This window comes from Natronincola ferrireducens, from assembly GCF_900100845.1.
Classification (GTDB): Bacteria; Bacillota; Clostridia; order Peptostreptococcales; family Natronincolaceae; genus Natronincola_B; species Natronincola_B ferrireducens.
Genome location: NZ_FNFP01000001.1, coordinates 273,931 through 290,173, shown reverse-complemented (window position 1 = coordinate 290,173; position 16,243 = coordinate 273,931). Strand labels below are relative to the sequence as shown.

Genomic DNA, 16,243 nt, shown 5'->3' with positions numbered 1-16,243 from the left:
GATACAATAAATAAGGAAAAAAACCTAGAGCCATAAGCCCTAGGTTTCTTATATTTTTCAAAGTTAAATCATGGGTTTTATATACTGATTCATTGCTTCTTTAAAATTAAAATAAATTAATAAATGCAAGGATAATACCACTATTGACAAAATCAATAAATAAGCTTCCTACAAGAGGGATAATAAAGAAGGCTGCTGGAGCTGGGCCATATTTACTTGAGATAGCCTCCATATTTGCTATAGCATTAGGTGTAGCCCCCATACCAAATCCACAATGTCCTCCTGCTAAAACCGCTGCATCATAGTTTTTTCCCATAACATTAAATGTTACAAAGTAAGCAAATATCCCCATTAATACAGCCTGTGCTACTAGCATAACCAGCATTGGAATAGCTAAGTCCGCCAACTCCCATAATCTTAATCCCATTAGAGCCATGGATAAGAAGATGGATAGAGAGATATTTCCTAAAATATCTACTTCAGTACTTGGCACCTTATATGCATGGGTTAAATCCGATATGTTTCTTATAATAGCTGCTGAAAACATAGCACCTATATAGGATGGAAAGGTAAGACCAGTCTTCTGAATAAGCATTGAAATGATGGTGCCAATCCCCATAGCTAAAATAATTTGAAATGCTGCCAATGAAAAGTTTTTAGGTACTAATGCTTCTGTCGTAGTTTCTTCCGTGGGATGGGAAAATACATCTACGGATTCACTAGCCAATAGATTGTTTTTTTCAATTAATCGCTTTGCAACAGGTCCCCCCAACATACTTCCACAAATCAAACCAAATGTAGCAGAAGCCATAGCAACCGTTGATGCACCAATGGCCCCTCTTTCTTCAAGTAATGGCGCGAAGGCTCCAGAGGTTCCATGTCCCCCTGTCATCGGAACAGATCCTGTTGAAAGACCTATTAGAGCATTTAAATTGAAAAGTCTTGCTAAGGTCACCCCTATCACATTTTGTAGAGCTACTAAAACAATTGCTAAGATTAAAAATAATATAACTTTAAAACCACCCTTTTTAAGGAGCTGAAAACTAGCCGTAAACCCTACAGTAGTAAAAAAAGCTGTCATTAAGATGCCTTGTAGGGTGGTATCCATTTCAAAGTATAGAATATTGGATTGTCTTAAAAATAAAACTAAAATTGCAAAGATTAGTCCACCTATAACAGGTGCAGGAATACAGAATTTTTCCAATACCTTTACCTTACCTCGGATTGTTTGTCCCAGCAGTAAAACCACTACTGCCAAAGCAACAGATTGAATAATGTCTAGTTGCAGTACCATACACATACCTCCTATAATTTTTTTGTAAGAATATAGTGTGCTTATTTCATTATAAGGAGTATGCTACATAGTCCAACTCATTGTGACAAAATGCGACAAAAATGATAGAAAAGCTTTAAAACTAAATATTATTTAAAGAAAACATAACCCATCATTCATTTTTCTAAAAATTCAGTTTTGAAATAATTCCTTCTACAAACTTTTTTACATTAATTTTTCCTCTATCCTCTCTAGGATTGTTGATATGCTTGATTTCTTGTTTTACCTGCTTAAAATCAAATAAAACATTACTGTATTCAATGAATTTACAATTATAATAATCATCATTTCCTAATTCTGCAATATTTTCTAATGCCTTTAAAATAGTTCTTCTAATTCTTTGTTCTATGGTTCTAGCATGGATAGAACCATTGTTCTGAAGACTTTCCTCCTCAGCAATTTGCCTATAAATATCCTGTAATTGATAAATGGAAGCAGGACTCTTCTTCTTTATCGTAATAATTTTTTCAATAAGCTTCGTCAAATCCTTACATCCCGACTCTACAATAATGCCTATGGCTGTGAAAATATGTTCTATCTCTTGTCTCCAGTTGACCTCAACATTTGTTTGCTTTGCCTGTTCTATATGGAACACCGCATCCTTAATCATAGCTACAGATCTTTCAAGCCGAAGATTTTCACATACTCCCTTTATGACATTGATGGCTTCAATTATATTGATAGGCTTGTGTATGAAAAAAACAATGCCATTTTCATAGGCCTTTGCAATCATCGTATCATTATCTACTTGGGAAATCATAATAAACTTTCCCTTATAACCAAGGGTTCTACAAGACCTAATGATTTCAATGCCGTCCTTTTGGGGTAGAAGAAAGTCAATGAGAACAATATCTGGTTGATAAAACATGATTTCCTCTGGTGCTTGCTCTCCACTATTCAACTCCTCCACCACTTTACCTAAGTTGTTTTTCATAATGATATATGTCAGCATTTTTCTTACATTCACATCATCATCTATAATTAAAAAAGTATTTGTCATTTCTATCACCCAATCAGTATATTTTTTGGCAGCCTAATTTCAAAGGTTGTTCCTTCCCCTACTTTAGATGTTACCTTTACTTGACCCTCTAATTCATCTACAATCCCCTTTACATGAGACAACCCTATACCGGTGGAAGGATTTCCTGATTTCTCATCATATTTAGTTGTAAAGCCTGGATTAAAGATATAGGGAAGAAACTCTTCTCCAATTCCTTCTCCATTGTCCCGTACCTCAAATAGTACACTATCTCCATCTTTTTTTTGAAGGATTTTGATTGTACCCTCTCCTCTACAGGCATCTATAGCATTGATCAATAGGTTATTTATAATCGTAAACAAATGGTAATATTTCTGGACCTGAAAGTTTTCTTCATAGGTTAAATCAATGGAGACAGTAAGATTATTTTCTTTTAAATATCGGGCTGTGTTTTCATGAATGATGGCAAACATATCGGATAACATCATTTTCCCATTATCTTCAAAATCATTTAAGAAGCTTTCAAAACCATTCAATACCCTATAATAATCTTTTTTTACTTCGTGGATTTCTAATGCAATATCTAAGGTTTTTTCCCTTAAAATATGGTCGTCCTTATACCCTTCATAGAGGGCATAGCTTTTTCTCATAATATTTTCAATATCCCGGGTTGATTTTTTTAAATAAAACATTTCTGCTTGAATATTGGAGACTAGTAGATTGAGCTGAGCATATTTTTTTCTATCCTCACGGGTTACTAGGAAAAGTTCTCGCTTTTTATAAAAAAGAAAAATGAGGTAGGCGCTTACACTTCTAGCAATCCCTACTAAGACGATCATCCGAAGCAAAGGTGTAAGAAGTTTATCCTGTCTAATGAAGATTTCTATAGTGTTACTTAGTATATCACTAAAAGCTAAAATTATAATAGCTCCCATCAGTTGGTGCTTTTGCTTTTGTATATTTAAAAACAAAAGAAGAATGCCATAGATGATATAATAAACGATGGAAGGGCCATGTAAAAATAAAACATCCTGCAATGATAAGGAATAAAACAATATCCCCAATAAGCTCCTTTGGAGAAATACTGCCATCCCTGAAAAAACACAGGTGAAAAAAGGCGATATCTCTTCATCTATCAAAAGGATTAGGTTGAGTGCAATAATGGCTGCTGAAAACCTTAAATTACTATTAAAAGGATAAAAATAAATCTCACCAAAAACAGCTACAGCTACAGCAAAAGTTAAATATTTCCTAAAATGCTTCATGGTTTCCTCCAATTCTTTGTTGTATTATACAAGAGCTCAGAAGCCCTTGACAACTGTGAAATTTTGGATATTTTTTCTTTTTGTTTTAAATTTATACATGCCTTTATATTAGCATATTTCTTTTTTTTGTACAAATGAAAAACCTGTAATCCCTTTGAATTAAAGGTCTATAGCTATACCCTTTGGCTTATCTATTCTAGGCTTTACAACCACAGGGACGGTTCTTGTGGTTTATAATAATGATTCATAGCTCTTCCTCTCCTAGGCATGGTTTATACAAATATGGTATATTTTAACATTTAGATCTGCAAAGTTCAACCACAAGAACCGTCCCCTTGGTTGTTGATTTTACCAACAACTAAACTTTTTTTATAATTTGTCGATAATTCTATAGAAGGTTCCTCTTAAAAGCACCTTACCCACTAGAACCATATACACTAGAAAGGAAGCTTTTTATGCAGAAAATTTTACGTTTATTATTACCTGTTATTACTTCATTTGGATTTTTAGCTGTTACTTACATAGCCCACATAAATATAAATATATTACCTATCCCTTGGATGAATGTACTACCCTCCATAGCTGCAATTTCATTTGTTTTAGCTATTCTCTTGGGTGTTTGGTTCAACAAAAGCAAAATTTTTTTTATAGCATTAATTTTACTAGCCTTTTATTGGACTCAAATAAAAATACCTAATTTTATATTTAATATACCCCCTCAAAATCAGCAGCAACAAGCTATTCTTTTAATTTTAGTAGTGCTAAATCTATTACTGTTTTCATTTTTTAAAGAAAGAGGCATTTTAAGTCTTTGGGGGAAATTAAAATTTACTCTGCTTATTCTTCAAGGATGGCTTAGTACTTATGCCCTAGAAATTGGAAGTGGAGAGATTGATAAATATCTACATGATAAAATAAATTTACCCTTTGTAAAGGAAGTAGGAATAAACACCCTTAGTATAGCACTCCTTCTTCTTGCAATTCTTATTCTTATAATAAAAGCTATAAAAACTACTTCCTTTACCGACAGATCAATTGTAACTATATTACTATTAATTACTGCTACAACCTATCTTGAAGATATCTCAGTTTCTTTGCCTATCTTTTATTCTACTATGGGTATGCTGCTTATAATATCAGTAATTAGTTCCTCTTATAATATGGCTTACATCGATGAATTAACGCAAATTCCTTCTCGAAGAGCTTTAGAAGAAACCCTTTTAAAGCTTGGGGGGCAATATACTATCGCTATGCTGGATATTGACTTTTTTAAGAAGTTCAATGATAAATATGGCCACGATGTAGGGGATGATGTTCTTGCTATGGTGGCGTCGATTTTAAAAGGTGTTGATGCAGGTGGCAAGGCTTTTCGCTATGGAGGAGAAGAATTTACAATTGTTTTTTCGGGAAAAAGTATGGCCTCCGTCCTGCCAAGCCTAGAGAAGCTAAGAAAAGATATTAGCCAGAAATCTTATATCTATAAGAGAAAGTCAACTAAAAGAAAACAAGGCAAATCTAATCCAGCAAAAGCACTTAAAGTCACTATCAGTATTGGGGTTGCTGAAAAAAATCAAAAATATACAACACCAGAAGAAGTAAGAAATGCGGCGGATAAAGCCCTCTATCGGGCTAAAAAGAAGGGTCGAAATTGTGTGAGTAAATAAATATAACGTAAATACCTTCAACAAACTAAAATATAGCTGTTTAAGGTATTTATATAAAATTAAAAACAACATAAAATTTGTTAACATATTCTACTGGATTTAGTATAGCAAACATAGAATTTTTTCCTAAATATCCATTGAAAAAGTCTTTTTTATTATATAATTTACAAAATTTGTAGAAAATCCCCTAAAAATGGATTATAATGGAGGAAATACTCATCTTATTTGAAATGAATTTTATTCTGTAGCTTCAAAATATAATTATATCCTCTTAATAAAGAAAGGATGTCATTTATGCTAAAAGAATCTAATCCACAGGAAAACCTTAAATTTACAATACCCGTAAACAATATACAATCCGGCATGATTATTACAGAAGAAATCCTAAACCAACAGAACAATCTCCTTATTTCTAAAAATTATAAAATTAGGAATGATGCTGTAGCAGATAGAATTAAAAGACTTTTAGAACAGAACAACATAGAGGTCATCAATGTAGAGGTGGAAGTAGAATCACTTGCCACTGAATTGGAAGGTTTGATGGATCTACAGACTACTACTTTGGGAGAGGAGGACTCCAGTAAGGAGGGTGAAGATTTAGAAAAAATACTAGCTGCTCTAAATATAAAGGAGAAAGACTTTTTAAAAAATACTTTCCCAAAATGCCAAGAAAAGTTTAACCAGGTTCTTGAATCTATTGTAGAAGGTGATTCAAAGGAAATAGATAGTTTAGAGCCTCAAATAGTAGAGAGTATGGAGATGATGGAAAAATGTGTGGGTGTTTTTCAAATTATAGATAAGCTTAAAAAGCTAGAATCCTCTTTCTATCTCCATTGTTATAATATAGCAATAACCAGTTATATGATTGGCAAATGGTTAAAATTAGATGGGGAGAAAACCAAAGTTCTATTTACCTGTGGAATGGTGGCAGATATAGGGCTTTTAAAGGTATCTCCTGCCATTAGACACAAGCCCTTTGATCTTTCCGATGAAGAAGAGACTGAATATCGGAAGCATGTAGAACATAGTTACTCAATACTTGAAAATTCAACATTCCTTAGTGATGCTTGTAAACATGCTATCCTTTGTCACCATGAAACTGTAAATAGAAAGGGCTATCCATTTCAGTATGATGGTAATAAAATACCTTTGTTTTCTAAAATTATATATCTTGCCCAGTTATATTGTTACTACACCCAAACTCTACAGGAAAATCCTATAAAGGCAATTAACCTTATTCGTAAAAACCATTTAGAAGAGCTGGATTTAAATATTTTTTATGTTTTTGAAAAAAGAATATATAGCTATTTTATTGGTCAAAAAGTAAAAATAAGTACAGGAAAGGATTTCATAGGGGATGTTGTAATGGTAGATTATTTAAATGCTAGTGTATTAATAAAAAAAGAAGATAACAACTTTACTAGTGTTCCCCTTAATACTTTCTATAATAATTCAGCTGAATTTGTATAGGTTGTAAAGCTACGGAAGGGGGGAGGCCAATATTCAACCGCCCCCATGGTTTCCTAGAGTTTTCCAAACCGTTTTAATATACCCTCTAGCATTCTAGCATGTCTGGCCTCATCCTTAGCAGATATGTTAAAGTAGTCCCTAGCGGAAGTAATCCCTAATTCTTCAGCCTTATCTGCTGCAGCTTTTTTGCCGTTATTTGCAAAGGTTTCTCCTTCTAGCATCTGTTTTAAATTGTCAAATATATCTTCTTGAATCATTCCATTAAATTCAGCAAAAACAGCTGCATGCTCTGCTTCTTCCCAAGCAATAGTTTTTAATACTTCGGCTATTTCTGGATAGCCCTGTCTTTGAGCTAGTCTTGCCATAGCTAAATACATACCAACTTCGCTTGTTTCTCCATTGAAATTTTGCTTAACTACTCTTTCTAATTCAGTTCCCTTCGTTTCTCCAATAATATTTTCTACAATTAAATTAGAATTGTTCATTTTAATCTTATACCTCCTATTTATTAACCTGCTTAAATGCAGCATATATTCTTTGTGACATTTCTTTATTTTTATTGCCTAAATCAGAAAAATACATTAATGTACTTCCTTTATATTCAGTATGGTCACCTAAAAGAGCAACCTCCATAGAGCTTCTAATAATATTAATAATACAGTCTTCATCATGATAAAGCTGACAGTTTTTACATTGGTTTAAAATAAATCCAATTGTATTAACAAGTGTTTCCTCATCGTATAGTTTTGTATCTGCATAGGGTATGTAGTCCATCCCCCTATCTATAAATTCATCCTTTTGCTTAAATGATGTTAATAATGATTGCTTGCAATACCCAACTAAACAATTATCTTTTTGGCATGTACCACAAGAATTTTCAGAAAGACAACACTTGCCTACGGTTTCTATTAGCCCATTAAAATCAATATTTTTATCCACATCTATTTCCTCCTCTCTCTAAGCCAAGGGGGTAGGCCAAGGGGACGGTTCTTGTGGTTTATATTCCCCTGGGTTTCCCTTAATTTTTCTTAAGTTACATCCCTACTATTCATACCCTGTAGTATCTCATTGAAACACTATTGTACTAGGTATTTATATATACTTATAGACAAACAAACTACAATTGACATTGATTAAAATCTGAGAATGAAGTACAGGAAAAGCCCAAGAAAAAAGACCCTTTATTAGAGCCTTTAGAACTTTATGTCTAGATTGGTTCCCACATGGGGATTGACGGATTGCTCCATCATTTTAGTATTAGCTTCTAGCATCTGAGTTAGGTCTATAGTTTGTCCTTTAGCAGTATCCATCGCCATCTTCATGACGGAGATACTGGCTTGCTGGGCTACCTTCATTTGACTTAAACTCATAGATAGGGCTGCTATGTCCATGGGATTAGCTCCTTTCTTTTAGGAAATAATTTAGGAATCATCTAAGTAATCTCCATTGTTTTTTAAGGGCCTTTGGTGATTAAGCCTTAACCACAATATGTCTGCTTACTCCCGTTAGTCTAGCTATCTGCCTCGTTGATAATCCATTTTCCTTTAGTAACTTTAAGCACCTATTCTTTTCTTCCTTTTCCATTTCTTGAATATCTATGCAATGGGATACTTTACATCCTATTTTTATGATTTTTATAGCTTCCTCATCTGTTATCTTTTTATTTTCCTCTATATCCATACAGGTTTCATTACTACTGATTTCATGAAATGCTTTAAAGCTTTGGATTGCTTTATTATTATCTTTAGCAAATAGCTTTAGTATAAAATCAGTGTCTATTATTTCACTTCTCTTTATGTATTCAGAGTAACTGCTCCATTTATAATCTTTTAAGTCTTTTACTAAGCCTGCCTTTAGAGGATTTTGGTGAATATACCTTAATACCGTTAGTAAATATCGATCATCTTCAACGGTTTCACTCTTATATCTATCTTGAAATAAATGTCCACATCGACCATATTTTCCATTGTACCAATAGACATAACTGGCACCAATACGTCTCATAATGATTCCTAGCTCTTCCTCTTCTTCCTTCAAAAGTAGATGGATATGGTTACTCATTAAGCAATAGGCATATAATTTATAGCCGCTTTTATCTTTGGACTCTTTTAAAGTTTGTAGAAACTTTATAGCATCTTCTTCTTCCTCAAATATTGTTTGCCTGTTCATTCCTCGTAATATAATGTGATATATCCCACTTTGACTTTTTTCTCTTCCTCTTCTAGGCATGGTTTATACACCCCTAGTAAATTTTACCATTTAAATTAGTCAAGGTCAACCTCAAGAACCGTCCCCTTGGTGTATGCCCTTGGTGTATGTGTCATCTGGTGTTAATCTCCTTAGCAGCCACATTACTTCTATATTTGTTTGGGTTTGTTTTTCTAATTTTCTTGATGAAGTAATTTTGTTCATATATCCATAAATGTATAGCTTAAGTAGGTCTTTGGGGTTATATCCAGGTCTGCCCCTCTCTTTTGAGGTTGCATTCTTAAATCCTAATTCAGTTAGATCTATTGTTTCTACGAAAGTATCTATGATCCTTACAGGATTATCTTCTGTAACATAGTCATCTACATATTCTGGCAAGGCAATCTTGCTTTTTCTATGAATACCTTCTATATATCTCACGCTATCACCCTCCTTACTACTATTATGGGCGATTTTATGCATGCTATATCAAGATTGCCTTATCCATTTATTGGATTTTTGACGCGACTTGACGTTCCCTTATGCATTACCCTTATGCATTAATATTTTGTAATCATCTACTTTTATGCTATAATGAAAATTATTGTTTAATTTTGGTATAATTGTTATATAGTAGTACTTAAATTCTTTTAGAGAGGGGGAACGTACACATGGAAGACGTAAAGAAGGAATTTGAAACTGTAAAAAACCAAGGATTCATCAAAACTTTTTTAAATTTTGATAAAATGATGACACCGGCTATTATTAAAATTATCTTTTATATTGGACTTGTCTTGTCTGTTTTAGTTTCATTGGGAATGATCATTTCTGGTATGAATGCGTATTATGGCGGTGGAGCTCAAGTATTTTTAGGAATCATAATGCTATTTTTATCTCCAATTACCATTAGAGTATATTGTGAATTGCTTATTGTTATTTTTAAAATTCACGAATCTTTAGTTGAAATTAAAAATAAATAAATCTAAAAACACCTTTTCTGATTTTCATTTTCAAACTCAGAAGAGGTGTTTTTTATCATTTCTATGATTTAGATTATAGTTTGATATCCAGATTAGTACCTAAATTAGGATTCACAACCTACTCCATCATCTTTGCATAACCACAGGTAACCATAACCACAGGGACGGTTCTTATGGTTTATTTTAACATTTAAATCTGTAAAATTCAACCTCAAGAACCGTCCCCTTGGTTGAGTCAAGGTCAACCTCAAGAACCGTCCCCTTGGTTACCCTTGGTTACCATCAACAGCTACACCACCTACAGCTAAGCCTGTTGATGACATAGCTGTACCTATAGTAAGATTAATTTGTTGTCCTGCATTAGCACCGATTTGGAAATCAGTATTTAAATTACCATCTAGTAATTTTTTACCATTAAACTGAGTTCTTTCTGCAATACCATCCAACTCTGCATTAAGTTGAGTAATTTCAGCGTTGATAGCAGCACATAACCACAGGGACGGTTCTTATGGTTTATTTTAACATTTAAATCTGTAAAATTTAACCACAAGAACCGTCCCCTTGGTTGTGCCTGGCCCTCTGTTGTTATTTCTTTGTTTTAAGACCCTTCTTCACTTCGTTTATCAGGGTAAGCGATTCCCACAATTTTAGAAAAACACTAAAATTGATTCTCTGCTTATCTTAATAATTGAAGTACTCCTTGAGGTGCTTGGTTTGCTTGAGCTAACATAGCTGTAGCTGCTTGTTGAAGGATGTTGTTCTTAGTGAACTCCATCATTTCTGATGCCATATCTACGTCTCTGATTCTTGATTCAGCTGCTTGTAAATTTTCTTGAGTTGTATCCTGATTTTTAATAACATGCTCAAGCTTATTTTGTTGAGCACCATAAGTTGCTCTTTGTGTATTCATTTCTGTAATTGCATCTTCAACAGCTGTAACTGTAACAGCTTCAGCCCCTGCAGCATCGGTTGCGGCATCAGTCAAACCTTTTAATGCTGTAAAATCTGTTATTGTTGCAGCATCAATAGTTACGGTAAGAGAAGCATCTTCTCCATAGGCTATTGTAGCACCAGTACCAAATACATCAATGCCATTAAATTTAGTTGAAGTAAGAATTTCATTAGCCGCTTCACCTAAAGCTACCATTTCTTCGCCAATGTTTATCTTATCGTCATCACTGTAAGTACCGTTAGCTACTTGAACACTAAGTTCTTTAAGTCTAACCAACATATCACTAACTTCATTTAATGCACCTTCAGCCGTTTGAATAAAAGAAATACCATCTTGTGCATTTCTTGTTGCTTGATTAAGTCCCCTAATCTGACTTCTCATTTTTTCAGAGATAGATAAACCAGCAGCATCATCTGCAGCTCTGTTAATTCTAAAACCTGAAGATAATTTTTCCATTGATTTTGATCCTGCCAAGTTGTTAACTCCCAACTGTCTGTGGGTGTTCATTGCCATCAAGTTGTTATTAATTCTCATTTGTAATTCCTCCTTGAAATTTGTTTTTTTAGTTTTGGCATCCTTGCCGCCGCCCTTTGGGCGGAATGTAAAGTTTAAAATGTAAAATGAAAAATTGTAAAGATTTAAATGCTTTTAAAAATCTTCCTCTCCTTGGCCAAGGTTTATGGGTAAGATTTGTTTCTATCTTACAATATATATCGGAATATTTTCCTAAGACTTTATAGGTAAATAGATAATTTTTTTCATTATATTACAAATTTTTCTTCATAGTTACTTATTTCTCATCTTTTTTACTAAAAATACCCTTTAACTCAGCAAAATCTCTACTCTTTAGACTGGCGGCTTTGTTTTCCTCTTGAACCTCTACATAGATTTCTTTTCTTAGAATATCTACATCCTTTGGTGCAGAGATACCCAGTTTCACTTTGTCGTCTTCTATGGCGAGGATTTTGATTTCTATGTCTTTTCCTAGCATGATGCTTTCTTCCAGCTTTCTTGACAGTACCAGCATGGCTATTTCGCCCCCTCTACTGCTTTTTGTTCCTCTACTTTTAGTTGTTTTGTGGCAGTGAGATTCTTCATTTCCTGTAGGATATAGTGCTTTGTGTGGTAGGCTTCATCATCTAGCATGATTTGCTTGGCTTTGTTATTAGCTGTGTTGATGATGATGGGGGCCCTTAGGTTGGCTGTCATCTTGCTAATATCCTCTGGGATGATGACAATGGCAAAAACACTGACATCCTCTGGGGACTTTATTTCTAGTTTTTCTATGATGTTTTTAGGGATTTCAAAGTCATAGTTGGCTTTGAAGATAAAGGGATTTACAATAACAAAGGCTAAATCTCCATCCTCTATGGCCTGTAGCCAGTGGAAGGGGGTTTCCTCGTCAGGGTTGTGTAGAATAATATATTGGGTTAAGTCTTCGAATCCCGGAATGCCATCGGAGAAAAACAATATTTTGCTTTCATCTATTTCGATTTCTCCAAAGTGTCTGGTGTTTAGTTTCATGATCTTTCCTCCTATATTTTTGCGGAAGGGTCACAGACCCTTCCCTACGAAATTCATTAAAACAATTATAAGGTTTTACCTCAGAAAATCAAGTAGGGTTGGTTGAATGATTCTGGCTCCTACTGAAAGGGCGGCACGGTAGACGTTTTCTTCGTTCATGAGCTCCATGATGACCTCCCCCATGTCGGCATCCTCCAGTTGGGATTGTAGGTTTCTAAAATTGATTTTGTCATCGGCAATTCTGTTTTGAACTAATTCCATACGGTTTACCTTTGCCCCTATTTCTGAACGGGTGGTCAGAAGGGAGTCCATGTATTTATCGATGTTCCCCAGCTGGTTGTTAAGCTCCTCATGCTTTCCTTCCTTCATAAATCCTTCTATTCTCTCTATCAGATGGATTAAACCAGCCTTTTTAGGCTGGGCCTTAATGGTCCAGTTATCATCACTTTCTTCACTACCTGCTACAACTCTGCCTTCCTTTAGGTTTTGAGCTGTAAAGTTAAAGTTTTTTAATGGGTGCAATGGATTTTCTATAGCATCTATAGCACCTTTTAATTCACCAATGACTCTATTCATAAAAGCTTCTTTATTTTCAGGAATTGGATTCCCATCTTCATCTAGAATTTGATCTCCATTTTCATCTACTAGATAGATTGGATTGCTATCTTCATCTAGTCCCATCGTTATGGTTATAGGAGAATTTTCTTCACCTTCTATCTCCAAGATAGCTTTATATGTAGGAGGTACAGGAGGTTCAGCTTCCGGATCACCTTCATCTGTCATTTCTATACCTATCTCCAACCCCTCCAGCTTCAGCTTGGTGGCATGTTCTTCTCCTAGCCTTGTAGGAAAGCTTAAGGTTAAATCTGAAGCATTGCTATAGCTTTCAAACAAGTCAATCCCTAGGGTGTTGATTTCTATTAACTCTCCTACCCCTACCTCGTATTGAATACGATGATCAATGAGGTTGGGATTTCTGGCATCAAATTGATCGATATTATAATTTCCAAAGTGATCAAATAGAGGCTTATCGGTATTTTTTCCTGAGAAAATATATTTACCGGCATAGGTAGTATTCCCAAGGTTGATAATTTGTTGTTTAATTTCCTTAACCTCTTCTTGAATTTTACGGGTTTCTTCTTCCGTTAGGACACCATTGGCGGCTTGAACGGTAATCTCCCTTAGCCGTTGCATGGCTTTTCCTGTATTAATGGCTGCCAATTCTGTACTCTCTAACCAAGAGACGGAGTCATCTGCATTTTTTCTATATTGTTCTAATTCGCTGATATCTGCACGGATTTTTAAGCTTCTAGAAATAGCTATAGGATCATCGGAGGGCTTGTGGATTCTTTTCCCTGTGGAGACCTGCATTTGTCTTTTGTCCAGCTGCAGCATATTGCGATTTAGATTTCGCATCATGTTGGTAATCATCATATTATTAGTAATTCGCATATATACCCCCCTACCTTCCCACTAAGCCTATTCGGTTAATCACTACATCCAGCATTTCATCCATGGTGGTGATCATTCTAGCAGAGGCATTGTAGGCGTGCTGAAACATAACCATTCTAGATAGCTCTTCATCCATCGATACCCCTGAAATCCGCTGTCTCTCGCCATCCACCTGTTCCGTCAATACCTGTTGATTGAAGGCGTTTCGGATGGCCGCCTGGGTATCTACCCCTAGGTTAGATATCACGGATTTGATGAAATCCTCTGGTTTACCTTCAGTAAACATATGGCTATCATGGCGGAGCTCCAGCATTTTTAAAGCAATGGAGGCATCCCCTGGTAGCAGGTCTGAACTACTGGAGGCAGCAATTTTATTTAAATCCTCAATGTCCAGTGAAATTTTTATATTTCTAGCAGTAATCTTAAGGTTATCATCATCCTTCATATCCTGAGTGGATACACCATTGGCAGTAAAAAAGAAGTTACCAGTATCACCACTTAGTCCATATCCTTGGGCATGGAGATCATTAACCTTTTGAGCAAACTTTTCAACGAACCGATTCAATTCACCAATATAAAAGGGGATACCCTTGGTGCTTCCTGTTTCCCCATCCCTTAAATCCAATAGGGCCTTTAACTCCCCCTTCAGACCTGAGGTATTTAGGGTGCTGCCATTTTGCCACTTTATAGTGTTCATGAAAACTGTAGTGTCTAGCTCTTCTTCAAAGAACTCCGATGCATCCTTGTGGGTGGCATCTAATCTGTAGACTTTATCATGGGATACTAAAGGTTGTCCATTGATTTGAAGGACCATTTTTTTCCCTACATGGTCTTTAGTAGAGGCAACGTCATCATTGACATCTAAAACCTCCACCACCTCTACATTTACCAGCTTAGAAAGCTCATCAATTAGAAGATTTCTTTGGTCCCTAAGGTCATTGGCATTTCCTCCATCAATTTCATTACGGAAAATCTGTTCATTTAGACGTCCAATTTGTTCAGCATAGCCGTTGATGGAATTGACGGTTGCCTGAATGTCAAAGTTTAAATCCTTTGCCATTTTTTCCAGTTGATTGTACATATGGTTTACTGTATTGGTAAAGGCTATGGCCCTTTGGCGAACTAAAGATCTAGTTGTGAGGTTTTCGGGGTTTTTACTAAGCTCCTGAAAGGATGAAAACAATTCATCCATAACCGTACTGATTCCAGTCTCCGAGGGTTCATTAAAGATGCTTTCGATAAAGTGAAGACCGTCCCTTTTGGCCTCCCAATAGCCCAAAGCATTGTTTTCTCCCCTAAACTTATAATCCAAAAACTCATTTCGTAGTTGTTTGATGGCTAGGGTGTCCACACCTGTCCCCAGCATGCCTTGTCCCCCTGGCAGAGCCATAGGGTTGCTTTGTGCCTGTTCTAACCGTTGCCTTGTATATCCCTTTGTATTGACATTGGCAATGTTATGGCCGGTTATATCTAAAGCCCTTTGGGCTGCAAACAACCCAGAACGGGCTGTATTAAATCCTAAAAATGTCGATCGCATTGTTCTACCACCTTTATATGATATTGTCTCCTTCTCTAAACCTTTATGTCCAATAGACTTGCAACGGTTTTACGGTTCCCTGCTTCTTTTTCTCCATAATGGCTGCTGGTCTCATGGGAAGTAGTCATCAATTCTATGTTGAAGTTAACATACTCTAAACTTTGATAAATTAGCTTCTCATTTAGTTTGTTTATCTCTTCTAATCTATGGATAACCTCCAGTAGTTGATTCCTTATATCATCTATATGGGAGGCCTCTTCTTCCTCCAGATGAAGGAGAAGCTCCGATACACTGCTGGGCTCTTGAATTTCTAGTTCTTGGGATATATTGGTGAAAATAGAGCGACGGATTTTTTCAAAGGTTCCCATTGTACGAATATATTGCTGTTCCTTAGAAGTATTTTCCTCTAGTTCCTTTAAACGTCCTTGTTTTATAATTTGCGTCTTTTCCTTCGCCATCTCCAACACCTGCTGATACATGTTTAACTCCTGCTGTAGGGCTTCCTTTAACTGTTCAATAGATTTCATCCAAACACCTCCATCTGTCCTGTAGCCTTCAAGTATCTATAACTTTTTATCTATCATGATTCCTTCTAAAATTTTGTTGGCTATTTCTTTTCCAGATATATTGTAGCTATTTGTTTCGATTTTTTCTTTGATTTCCTTCAGCTTTTCCTCCCGTACCTCTGGAAGATTTTTAAAGGCCTGCATAGCTATTTGAAATTCCTTTGCGCTTTGGGATATCTCTAGTTTGTCCTTCGTCTGTTGAACTTGGTTGGTCTTCTCGACAGACTTGCTGGTTTTGTTATAGACTTCCATGATTTTATTGATGTTGGGATTGTTATAAATCTTCATAAAAAAACACCTCTAACTTTCCGATTCTTTATTGTTAATAGTATTA

Annotated in this window: 19 protein-coding genes; 3 read left to right on the top strand and 16 right to left on the bottom strand. The window is 35.3% G+C overall.

Annotated features, from left to right (window positions below; genetic code table 11):
- Nucleotides 1-106 precede the first annotated feature (106 nt).
- The 3 genes from gltS to BLS22_RS01315 form a co-directional block, all read right to left on the bottom strand.
- Nucleotides 107-1,294 (bottom strand): sodium/glutamate symporter, encoded by a 1,188-nt coding sequence (gene gltS / locus BLS22_RS01325; protein ID WP_090549219.1) that lies wholly within the window; start codon nt 1,292-1,294, stop codon nt 107-109.
- Between the two features lie 163 nt (nt 1,295-1,457).
- Nucleotides 1,458-2,333: a response regulator gene (locus tag BLS22_RS01320; protein WP_090549216.1), complete on the bottom strand. Its 876-nt coding sequence runs from the start codon at nt 2,331-2,333 to the stop codon at nt 1,458-1,460.
- 5 nt (nt 2,334-2,338) lie between these two features.
- The gene (locus tag BLS22_RS01315) at nt 2,339-3,577 is read right to left on the bottom strand and encodes a sensor histidine kinase (RefSeq protein WP_090549213.1); all 1,239 of its coding nucleotides are present in this window, start codon (nt 3,575-3,577) and stop codon (nt 2,339-2,341) included.
- 455 nt (nt 3,578-4,032) lie between these two features.
- Here BLS22_RS01315 and BLS22_RS01310 point away from each other — a divergent pair, with 455 nt between their 5' ends.
- Both BLS22_RS01310 and BLS22_RS01305 read left to right on the top strand, forming a co-directional pair.
- On the top strand, nt 4,033-5,241 hold the full coding sequence (locus BLS22_RS01310; RefSeq protein WP_090549211.1) for a GGDEF domain-containing protein: 1,209 nt from the start codon (nt 4,033-4,035) through the stop codon (nt 5,239-5,241).
- Nucleotides 5,242-5,535: 294 nt separating this feature from the next.
- The gene (locus BLS22_RS01305; protein WP_176761998.1) at nt 5,536-6,711 is read left to right on the top strand and encodes an HD-GYP domain-containing protein; all 1,176 of its coding nucleotides are present in this window, start codon (nt 5,536-5,538) and stop codon (nt 6,709-6,711) included.
- 53 nt (nt 6,712-6,764) lie between these two features.
- Here BLS22_RS01305 and BLS22_RS01300 read toward each other — a convergent pair whose 3' ends face one another.
- From BLS22_RS01300 to BLS22_RS01280, 5 genes are all read right to left on the bottom strand, one after another.
- Nucleotides 6,765-7,196: a ferritin-like domain-containing protein gene (locus BLS22_RS01300; protein ID WP_090549204.1), complete on the bottom strand. Its 432-nt coding sequence runs from the start codon at nt 7,194-7,196 to the stop codon at nt 6,765-6,767.
- A 16-nt stretch (nt 7,197-7,212) separates the two neighbouring features.
- Nucleotides 7,213-7,650, bottom strand: coding sequence for a hypothetical protein (locus BLS22_RS01295; protein ID WP_090549201.1), 438 nt, complete (start codon nt 7,648-7,650; stop codon nt 7,213-7,215).
- Between the two features lie 254 nt (nt 7,651-7,904).
- The gene (locus BLS22_RS01290; protein WP_090549198.1) at nt 7,905-8,102 is read right to left on the bottom strand and encodes a YjfB family protein; all 198 of its coding nucleotides are present in this window, start codon (nt 8,100-8,102) and stop codon (nt 7,905-7,907) included.
- Between the two features lie 79 nt (nt 8,103-8,181).
- On the bottom strand, nt 8,182-8,940 hold the full coding sequence (locus tag BLS22_RS01285) for an REP-associated tyrosine transposase (protein ID WP_090549195.1): 759 nt from the start codon (nt 8,938-8,940) through the stop codon (nt 8,182-8,184).
- A 51-nt stretch (nt 8,941-8,991) separates the two neighbouring features.
- The gene (locus tag BLS22_RS01280; protein WP_176761997.1) at nt 8,992-9,339 is read right to left on the bottom strand and encodes a transposase; all 348 of its coding nucleotides are present in this window, start codon (nt 9,337-9,339) and stop codon (nt 8,992-8,994) included.
- A gap of 230 nt (nt 9,340-9,569) precedes the next feature.
- On the opposite strand from BLS22_RS01280, the gene BLS22_RS01275 reads away from it, so the two are divergent.
- Nucleotides 9,570-9,878 (top strand): DUF4282 domain-containing protein, encoded by a 309-nt coding sequence (locus BLS22_RS01275; RefSeq protein ID WP_090549190.1) that lies wholly within the window; start codon nt 9,570-9,572, stop codon nt 9,876-9,878.
- A gap of 266 nt (nt 9,879-10,144) precedes the next feature.
- On the opposite strand, the gene BLS22_RS15310 is transcribed toward BLS22_RS01275, so the two are convergent.
- From BLS22_RS15310 to flgM, 8 genes are all read right to left on the bottom strand, one after another.
- A complete protein-coding gene (locus tag BLS22_RS15310; RefSeq protein ID WP_280139562.1) occupies nt 10,145-10,357 on the bottom strand; it encodes a flagellin N-terminal helical domain-containing protein in 213 nt (70 codons plus the stop codon).
- 197 nt (nt 10,358-10,554) lie between these two features.
- Entirely contained in the window at nt 10,555-11,364 is an 810-nt protein-coding gene (locus BLS22_RS01265; RefSeq protein ID WP_090549184.1) for a flagellin N-terminal helical domain-containing protein, read from the bottom strand.
- Nucleotides 11,365-11,620: 256 nt separating this feature from the next.
- Nucleotides 11,621-11,857, bottom strand: a complete 237-nt coding sequence (gene csrA / locus BLS22_RS01260; RefSeq protein WP_090549181.1) for a carbon storage regulator CsrA — start codon at nt 11,855-11,857, stop codon at nt 11,621-11,623.
- A 2-nt stretch (nt 11,858-11,859) separates the two neighbouring features.
- Nucleotides 11,860-12,354 carry a flagellar assembly protein FliW gene (gene fliW, locus BLS22_RS01255; protein WP_090549177.1) on the bottom strand — a complete coding sequence of 165 codons (495 nt, stop codon included), beginning with the start codon at nt 12,352-12,354 and terminating at the stop codon, nt 11,860-11,862.
- 75 nt (nt 12,355-12,429) lie between these two features.
- Nucleotides 12,430-13,806, bottom strand: coding sequence for a flagellar hook-associated protein FlgL (flgL, locus tag BLS22_RS01250; RefSeq protein WP_090549174.1), 1,377 nt, complete (start codon nt 13,804-13,806; stop codon nt 12,430-12,432).
- A 10-nt stretch (nt 13,807-13,816) separates the two neighbouring features.
- Nucleotides 13,817-15,343, bottom strand: a complete 1,527-nt coding sequence (gene flgK, locus BLS22_RS01245) for a flagellar hook-associated protein FlgK (protein ID WP_090549171.1) — start codon at nt 15,341-15,343, stop codon at nt 13,817-13,819.
- A gap of 35 nt (nt 15,344-15,378) precedes the next feature.
- Complete coding sequence (locus BLS22_RS01240; protein WP_090549169.1) at nt 15,379-15,870, bottom strand: flagellar protein FlgN; 492 nt, start codon at nt 15,868-15,870, stop codon at nt 15,379-15,381.
- 36 nt (nt 15,871-15,906) lie between these two features.
- Nucleotides 15,907-16,197: a flagellar biosynthesis anti-sigma factor FlgM gene (flgM, locus tag BLS22_RS01235; RefSeq protein ID WP_090549166.1), complete on the bottom strand. Its 291-nt coding sequence runs from the start codon at nt 16,195-16,197 to the stop codon at nt 15,907-15,909.
- Between the last annotated feature and the right edge of the window lie 46 nt (nt 16,198-16,243).